The sequence below is a fragment of the Devosia sp. genome (genome assembly GCF_041917035.1).
GTDB lineage: Bacteria > Pseudomonadota > Alphaproteobacteria > Rhizobiales > Devosiaceae > Devosia_A.
In genome coordinates this window covers 1-6,756 of sequence record NZ_JAYRYM010000199.1, presented here as the reverse complement: position 1 = coordinate 6,756, position 6,756 = coordinate 1, and the positions used below count along the sequence as shown (strand labels likewise).

7 protein-coding genes are annotated in these 6,756 nt (G+C 69.7%); 3 read left to right on the top strand and 4 right to left on the bottom strand.

Features of this window, described 5'->3' with window-relative positions:
• Positions 1-26: 26 nt before the first annotated feature.
• Together ACE3TU_RS16865 and ACE3TU_RS16860 are read right to left on the bottom strand one after the other, a co-directional pair.
• Entirely contained in the window at positions 27-599 is a 573-nt protein-coding gene (locus ACE3TU_RS16865) for a DNA-3-methyladenine glycosylase (protein WP_374626266.1), read from the bottom strand.
• Positions 600-651: 52 nt separating this feature from the next.
• Complete coding sequence (locus tag ACE3TU_RS16860; RefSeq protein ID WP_374626264.1) at positions 652-888, bottom strand: hypothetical protein; 237 nt, start codon at positions 886-888, stop codon at positions 652-654.
• A gap of 90 nt (positions 889-978) precedes the next feature.
• Here ACE3TU_RS16860 and ACE3TU_RS16855 point away from each other — a divergent pair, with 90 nt between their 5' ends.
• A complete protein-coding gene (locus ACE3TU_RS16855; RefSeq protein WP_374626262.1) occupies positions 979-2,391 on the top strand; it encodes a phosphomannomutase in 1,413 nt (470 codons plus the stop codon).
• A 12-nt stretch (positions 2,392-2,403) separates the two neighbouring features.
• Here ACE3TU_RS16855 and ACE3TU_RS16850 read toward each other — a convergent pair whose 3' ends face one another.
• Positions 2,404-3,021, bottom strand: a complete 618-nt coding sequence (locus tag ACE3TU_RS16850) for a LysE family translocator (RefSeq protein ID WP_374626260.1) — start codon at positions 3,019-3,021, stop codon at positions 2,404-2,406.
• Between the two features lie 73 nt (positions 3,022-3,094).
• Positions 3,095-4,036, bottom strand: coding sequence for a nucleoside hydrolase (locus ACE3TU_RS16845; RefSeq protein ID WP_374626258.1), 942 nt, complete (start codon positions 4,034-4,036; stop codon positions 3,095-3,097).
• A gap of 232 nt (positions 4,037-4,268) precedes the next feature.
• Here ACE3TU_RS16845 and ACE3TU_RS16840 point away from each other — a divergent pair, with 232 nt between their 5' ends.
• Both ACE3TU_RS16840 and ACE3TU_RS16835 read left to right on the top strand, forming a co-directional pair.
• Positions 4,269-6,113, top strand: coding sequence for a monovalent cation:proton antiporter-2 (CPA2) family protein (locus ACE3TU_RS16840; RefSeq protein WP_374626256.1), 1,845 nt, complete (start codon positions 4,269-4,271; stop codon positions 6,111-6,113).
• A 92-nt stretch (positions 6,114-6,205) separates the two neighbouring features.
• Positions 6,206-6,756 (top strand): glycogen/starch/alpha-glucan phosphorylase (locus ACE3TU_RS16835; RefSeq protein ID WP_374626254.1); only part of this gene is annotated, 551 nt, incomplete at its 3' end.

The following is a 6,756-nucleotide window of genomic DNA, read 5'->3' as shown; positions in this document are numbered from 1 at the left end:
AAGGAACCCGTTCCGCCGCCCCGGCCTCAAGAGGACCGTGGAAAGCCGCGGCTGAGGTAGCTCGATCCGGCCATGCCGAAGCGCCACGGCAGCTCGACGGCCCTGGTGATGCCGATGCGCCGGCCGGTCAACACGGGGGATTCGCGGGTCGCCGGGCGGAAGGCGAAGGGCGGCTCGGCGAGCCGGCGGCCATCCTCGCGCCGGCTCAGGCCCAGTGCAGCACAGAGCTTTCCGGGCCCCGAGCAGAGATCGCGCGGCGCGCTCAGGCCGCGCCTCTCGATCATGGCGGCGAGGCCGGCAGTGGGTTCGAGGGCGCGAATCAGCACGGCGGCGCCGTCGGCGCCGACGAAGTTGAGGCACCAGTGGATGCCGTAGATCCGATAGATGTAGACATGGCCGGGGCCGAGGAACATCGCCGCGTTCCGCGGCGTGGGGCCGCGATGGGCATGCGAGGCCGGCTCGGAGGGATGGTAGGCCTCGGTCTCGGTGATGATGCCGCCGACGCCATCGACGAAGATTTCGGCGCCGACGAGGCCGCGCGCCACCGCGACGACGTCGCGGGCGAAGTAGCCCGGCAGATCGAGGGGTGGGGCGGCCATCACGGGGAGACATGCCGCATCGGGCGCGGCGGCGGCAAGCCAAATCCCGCGGCTAGGACTTGGCCTTGACGTTGATCCCGGCCTGCACGCGGGCGGCGGCGATCCGCAGCGTCAGGTTGACGGCCTCGGTGGTGGACGAGGTGCCGGCGCCGATCAGGCCGGAACTGAGCGCACTGTTCTTGGAAATGTCGGACTGGGCCTGCGCCTTGCGCTTCAGCCGTGCCGTCTCGGCCTCCTCGAACATCGAGGGGCGCTGTATCCAGTTCATGGAGCGCTTGACGATCTGCATCCGCACAGAGTGCTGAACGGAGATGAACGAAACCTTAACGGCTTGCCGGCCTCGGGCAGGGCGTGAGAGGAGACGCGGGGGGAGAGTTCGATGAGCGACTCGCTGAAGTTCGGGACCAGCGGCCTCAGGGGCCTCGCAGCGGAACTGGCCGGTCCGGCCGCGCGCCGCTACACCAGTGCGTTCATCGCCCACCTGCGGGCCGGCGGCGGGCTGGGAGCGGGCCGGGTCTATCTTGGCCGGGACCTGCGGGCATCCAGTTCCGCGATCAGTTCGGGCTGTGCGGCGGCCATCGCCGCGGCGGGGCTGGAGGCGGTCGATTGCGGCATCCTGCCGACGCCGGCGCTGGCGTTGCACGCGATGGCGATGGGCGCGCCGGCGATCATGGTCACCGGCAGCCATATCCCGGCAGACCGGAACGGACTGAAGTTCTACTCGGCCCGCGGCGAGATCACCAAGGGCGACGAGGCGGGCATCCTCGCGGCGCTGTCCGACCGGGTGGCCGACGGTCTCGGACAGGCCACCGACGGCTTCGCCGCGGCGGGGGATCGCTACCGCCAGCGCTATCGGCACCTCTTGCCGTCCGGTGCGCTCGGCGGCTGGCGGATCGGGGTGTACGAACACTCCTCGGTGGCGCGCGACCTGCTGGTGTCGCTGCTGACGCGGGCGGGGGCCGATGTGGTGCGGCTGGGACGGTCGGCGACTTTCGTCGCCGTCGACACCGAGGCGTTCGCCGATCGGGTCTTCGCCCCGGTGCCGGGCTGGATCGCCGAGCATCACCTGGATGCGGTGGTCTCGACCGACGGCGACGGCGACCGGCCGCTGGTGATCGACGCGGCAGGCAATTTCGTGCGCGGCGACGTGCTGGGGATGCTGGCGGCACGCCTCGTCGGCGCCACGAGCGTGGTGACGCCGGTGACCTCCAACTCGGCGATCGAAGGGGTCGGCTGGTTCGCGCAGGTGGAGCGGACCCGGGTCGGCTCGCCCTTCGTCATTGCCGGCATGGAGACGCTGGCCGCGACGCCGGGCGGGCCGGTGGTCGGCTTCGAGGCCAATGGCGGCACGCTGCTGGGCAGCCCGGCAACGGTCAACGGCCGGGCGCTGACGGCGCTGCCGACGCGCGACGCGGTGCTGCCGATCCTCGCTGCCTTCGGCCTTGCCTCGGCCGGCGGCACGAACCTTTCCGAACTGGTCGGCTCGCTGCCGGTCAGGGCGGCGCTGAGCGACCGGCTGGCCGAGGTGCCCGGCGAGCGGAGCGGCGCGTTCCTGCGCCGGCTGGTCGAGGAGCCCGGCTACGCCGCGGCGTTCTTTGCGCCGGTGGGGGAGGTGGAGCGGGTCTCGACCATCGACGGCCCGCGCTTCTCCCTGGTTTCGGGCGATACCGTGCACTACCGCGCTTCCGGCAACGCGCCCGAACTCAGGTGCTATGTCGAGGGCGTGACGCCGGAGCGGGCGGCGGAACTGCTGGCCTGGGGGCTCGATGCGGCGGCGGCACAGGTACGCTAGCGCGGCTCGTTCCTATTCCCGCGCCACGACGAAGACGGCGGCACTGGCCATGATGACGCCCGCTGTCCGGTTGAGGTTGCGGATGGCCCGGGTCGACTGGAAGAAGTCGCGGGCGGCGGCGGCGAGTGCCGCGTAGGCGCTGCCGATGATGAGCAGGACGACGATGACGATGAGCGTCAGTTCGGCGAAGCCGAGCACGGTGATCGGGCGATCGAGCGGCACCACGGTCGGCAGCAGGGCCAGGTAGAAGACGATGGTCTTGGGGTTGCCCATGGTCAGCGCGAAGCCGGAGAGGAAGGTCTTCCACGCACTGCCGTCGCGCTTGGCGCCGATCTGCTCGGAGCCGGGCCTGGCCGTCCAGAACTGCCAGGCGACGAACAGCAGGTAGAGGGCGCCGGCCCAGCGGATGACGAGGAAGACCGGTCCGAACCAGGTGGCGATGGCGGCAAGTCCGAACAGGGCGAAGACCAGGTAGATCAGGTCGCCGACAAGGATGCCGAGCACCATCGGGAAGGCGGCGGCGAAGCCGCCTCCCAGCGCACGGGCCACCACGGCGGCGACGCCCGGCCCCGGGACGATCACCGCGATGGCATAGGCAATGGTGAAGGCGGTGAGGGTGACGAGGTCCATGGGCGGGTGTCCAGTCCGGGCAGCGCCGGCTTCTAGCAGGCAGGGCGGACAGGTGACAAGCGCCCGCCCGCCCTCACGGCAGCCGGGCCAGCCGCTCGGTCAGCAGGCGGTAGAACCCGGCGGCGTCGCCGGTGCGGAGGAAGTGCACATTGCGGGCCCGCCCGGTCACGCCCCAGTAGTCGGCCACGGTCATGCCCATCGTCAGTTCGGACGCGGTCTCGACGGTGACGTTGATGTGGCGACCCTGGAACAGGCCGGGCTCGAGCAGGTAGGCGATGACGCAGGGATCGTGCAGCGGAGCCCCCTCGCTGCCGTACTTCTGCAGGTCGAAGCGCTCGGAGAAGCTGAGCATCTGGTAAACCGCCTCGCCGGCGCGGTTGCCCAGGGCGCGGATGCGCTCGAGCCGGTCGTGCGTCGACTGCATCAGGTGGGTGAGGTCGAGCGGCGCCATGACGATGTGCACGCCCGAGCGCAGGACGACGTCGGCCGCCTCGGGGTCGACGTAGATGTTGAACTCGGCCGCGGGGGTGACATTGCCGCCCTCGAAGCAGCCGCCGCCCATCATGACGATCTCCCTGATGCGCTCGACGATCGCGGGTCGCTTCACCATGGCCATGGCGATATTGGTGAGCGGGGCGAGGCAGCACAGGGTCACCGTGCCGGGCTCGTGCGCCATCAGGGTGTCAATGAGGAAATCGACGCCGTGCTGCGCCTGCAGCTGCATCCGCGGCGAGGGCAGGTCGGGGCCGTCGAGGCCGGTGTCGCCATGCACATACTCGGCCGTCACCAGATGCCGCCGCATCGGCCGTTCGCAGCCGGCATAGACCGGTATCTCGGTGCGGCCGGCGAGTTCGACGACCTTGAGGGCATTGCGGGCGTTCTGGGCGAGGGAGACATTGCCGGCAACCGCGACGATGCCCAGCACGTCGAAATCCTCCGGCGAGGCCAGCGCCATGAGGATGGCGACGGCATCGTCCTGGCCTGGGTCGGTGTCGATAATGATCTTGCGCGGCATGGACTTGACCGGGTTCTCGAAGGAATTGATTCCGGCGGCATCATAGGGTGAGCAGGCGGCGCAGTCGATGCAGGCCGGCAAGGCCGCGGGAGCACTTGCGGCGGAGACGCGGTGCCCCGGGGTTTGCGCGCGGGCAGGTCGGCCGAGGCCGCCGACCTGCCCGTTCCGGCAGCCTTGACGGGCGCGGCAGCAGCCCGCAAGGCTAGTCGCGGTACTTGCGGGCGAGGTTGGGATGGCTGGCGAAGTCGCACACGCGGTCGAAGCCGCGGCGCATGGCGGAGTTGATCTCGTGCAGGTGGTGGCGCTGCTCGCCGCCGGGGTGATCGCCGTGCCGGTATTCAAGCGGCTCGGGCTGGGATCCGTGCTCGGATACCTCGCCGCCGGGCTGGCGGTCGGCCCGTTCGGTCTGCGCCTCGTCAGCGATCCCCAGTCCGTGCTGCACGCGGCCGAACTCGGCGTCGTGATGTTCCTGTTCATCGTCGGGCTGGAAATGGAGCCGAGCAGGCTGTGGGCGCTGCGCAAGCTGATCTTCGGGCTCGGCGTGCTGCAGGTACTCGCCTGCGGGGCTCTGCTGACGGGGGTCGGCCTGTTGCTCGGCTGGGCCCCGGCCGTCGCCTTCGTCGCCGGGATGGGCTTCGTGCTGACCTCGACCGCCATCGTCATGCAATTGCTCACCGAGCGGGGCGAGCTGGCCTCGCCGGGCGGACAGAAGATCGTTTCGATCCTGCTTCTCGAGGACCTTGCGATTGTGCCCCTGCTGGCGCTGGTGGCGCTGCTGGCCCCGGGCAGCGAGGAGGGCGGCGACGCCCTGTCGCGGTGGATCAGCGTGGGAGTGGCCGCTGCCTCGGTGGTGACGGTGGTGTTCGCCGGCCGCTGGGTGCTGAACCCGGTGTTCCGGCTGCTGGCGGCCGCCAGGGCGCGCGAGGTGATGACCGCGGCGGCGCTGCTCGTGGTGCTCGGCGCGGCACTGATCATGCAGCTGGGCGGGCTGTCGATGGCGATGGGGGCGTTCCTCGCCGGGGTTCTGCTCTCCACCTCGACCTTCCGTCACCAGCTCGAGGCCGACGTCGAGCCGTTCCGCGGCATCCTGCTGGGGCTGTTCTTCCTTGCCGTCGGCATGTCGCTCGATCTCAACGTGGTGGCGGCCAACTGGCTCACCGTCGCGCTCACGGTCGCGGCCTACATGGCGGTGAAGGGCGGGGCCATCTACGCGCTGGCCCGCGTGCTGGGCGCGGGGAAGCCGGAGGCGCTGCAGCGCGCCGTACTGATGGCGCAGGGCGGCGAGTTCGCCTTCGTGCTCTACACCACGGCCACTGCCGGCGGGCTGCTGGGCGCGGAACTCAACGCCATGCTGACCGCGACGGTGATCATTTCGATGGCCCTGACGCCGCTCACCATGATGCTGCTGCGTTTTCTGCCCGAGCCCGAGCCATCGATGGACGGCGTGGAACTTGCCGACGGCCTCGATGGCACCGTGCTGGTCATCGGCTTCGGCCGCTTCGGCCAGATCGCCAGCCAGCCGCTGCTGGCAAAGGGCCATCGGGTGGCGATCATCGACAATGACACCGACATGATACGCGCCGCCGGCCGGTTCGGCATGAAGGTCTACTATGGAGACGGCACCCGGCTCGACATCCTCAGGGCGGCGGGGGCCGAGACGGCTGCCGCCATCCTCGTGTGCATCGATGACAAGGACGCGGCCCTGCGCATCGTCGAGCTGGTCAAGTCCGAGTTTCCGCTCGCAAGGCTGCATGTGCGCGCCTATGACCGCGGACATGCGATCGAGCTGGTCAAGCTCGGGGTCGACTACCAGGTGCGCGAGGTCTTCGAGTCGGCGCTGGCCTTCGGGGCGGCGACGCTGCGGGAACTCGGGGCGAGGGAGGACGAGATCGCCAGCCTCGTCGCCGACGCCCGCGAACGCGACCGGCAGCGCTTCGCGGCGCAGGTGGTGGGCGGCATCCAGGCGGGCCGCGACCTGCTGATCTCGAACGCGGAGGATCAGGCGCGCGAAAGCGGCGTCGTCGCTGCGCCCTCCGAGCCCGTGCTGCTGCAGAGCGATGCAAAAGCCGGGGTCTAGCCACGCGCCCGGGGGGCCTTCCCCCGGTGTCGATTCAATGCAACAGTGCCGCACAGAGGGGAATACATCGCCATGATGCCTGGATTGCAGCAATGCCGCAAAAGCACATCGTATTGGATGCCCCGACTCCGCAGAAGCGCGCACTGACCGCCGAGGCGCTGCAGGCGGAGATCCTCGAAAAACTTACCTACTTCATCGGCAAGGACCCGATCGTCGCGCGGCCGCACGACTGGCTCAAGGCGACGATCTACGCTGTCCGCGATCGCATCATCGACCGCTGGATGGAGTCGAGCCGCGAGACCTGGCGGACCGGGCACAAGCGCGTCTACTACCTGAGCCTCGAGTTCCTCATCGGGCGGCTGATGCGGGACTCGATGAGCAACCTGGGGCTCATGGAGGTGGTGCAGGCGGCGCTCAAGAACTTCAACGTCGACCTGAAGGAGATGCTGAACCTCGAGCCGGATGCCGCGCTGGGCAATGGTGGCCTGGGGCGCCTGGCAGCGTGCTTTCTCGAGTCGATGTCGACGGTCAACATTCCCGCCTACGGGTATGGCATCCGCTACGTGCACGGGTTGTTCCGACAGGAGATGAGCGAGGGCTGGCAGGTCGAACTGCCCGAGGATTGGCTGGCCCACGGCAATCC

What these genes read in the sequence shown, in the direction of transcription:
- ACE3TU_RS16865 (WP_374626266.1), bottom strand. Translation starts at nt 599, where the DNA reads ATGGCCGCCCCACCCCTCGATCTGCCGGGCTACTTCGCCCGCGACGTC.
- ACE3TU_RS16860 (WP_374626264.1), bottom strand. Translation starts at nt 888, where the DNA reads ATGCAGATCGTCAAGCGCTCCATGAACTGGATACAGCGCCCCTCGATG.
- ACE3TU_RS16855 (WP_374626262.1), top strand. Translation starts at nt 979, where the DNA reads ATGAGCGACTCGCTGAAGTTCGGGACCAGCGGCCTCAGGGGCCTCGCA.
- ACE3TU_RS16850 (WP_374626260.1), bottom strand. Translation starts at nt 3,021, where the DNA reads ATGGACCTCGTCACCCTCACCGCCTTCACCATTGCCTATGCCATCGCG.
- ACE3TU_RS16845 (WP_374626258.1), bottom strand. Translation starts at nt 4,036, where the DNA reads ATGCCGCGCAAGATCATTATCGACACCGACCCAGGCCAGGACGATGCC.
- ACE3TU_RS16840 (WP_374626256.1), top strand. Translation starts at nt 4,269, where the DNA reads ATGGCTGGCGAAGTCGCACACGCGGTCGAAGCCGCGGCGCATGGCGGA.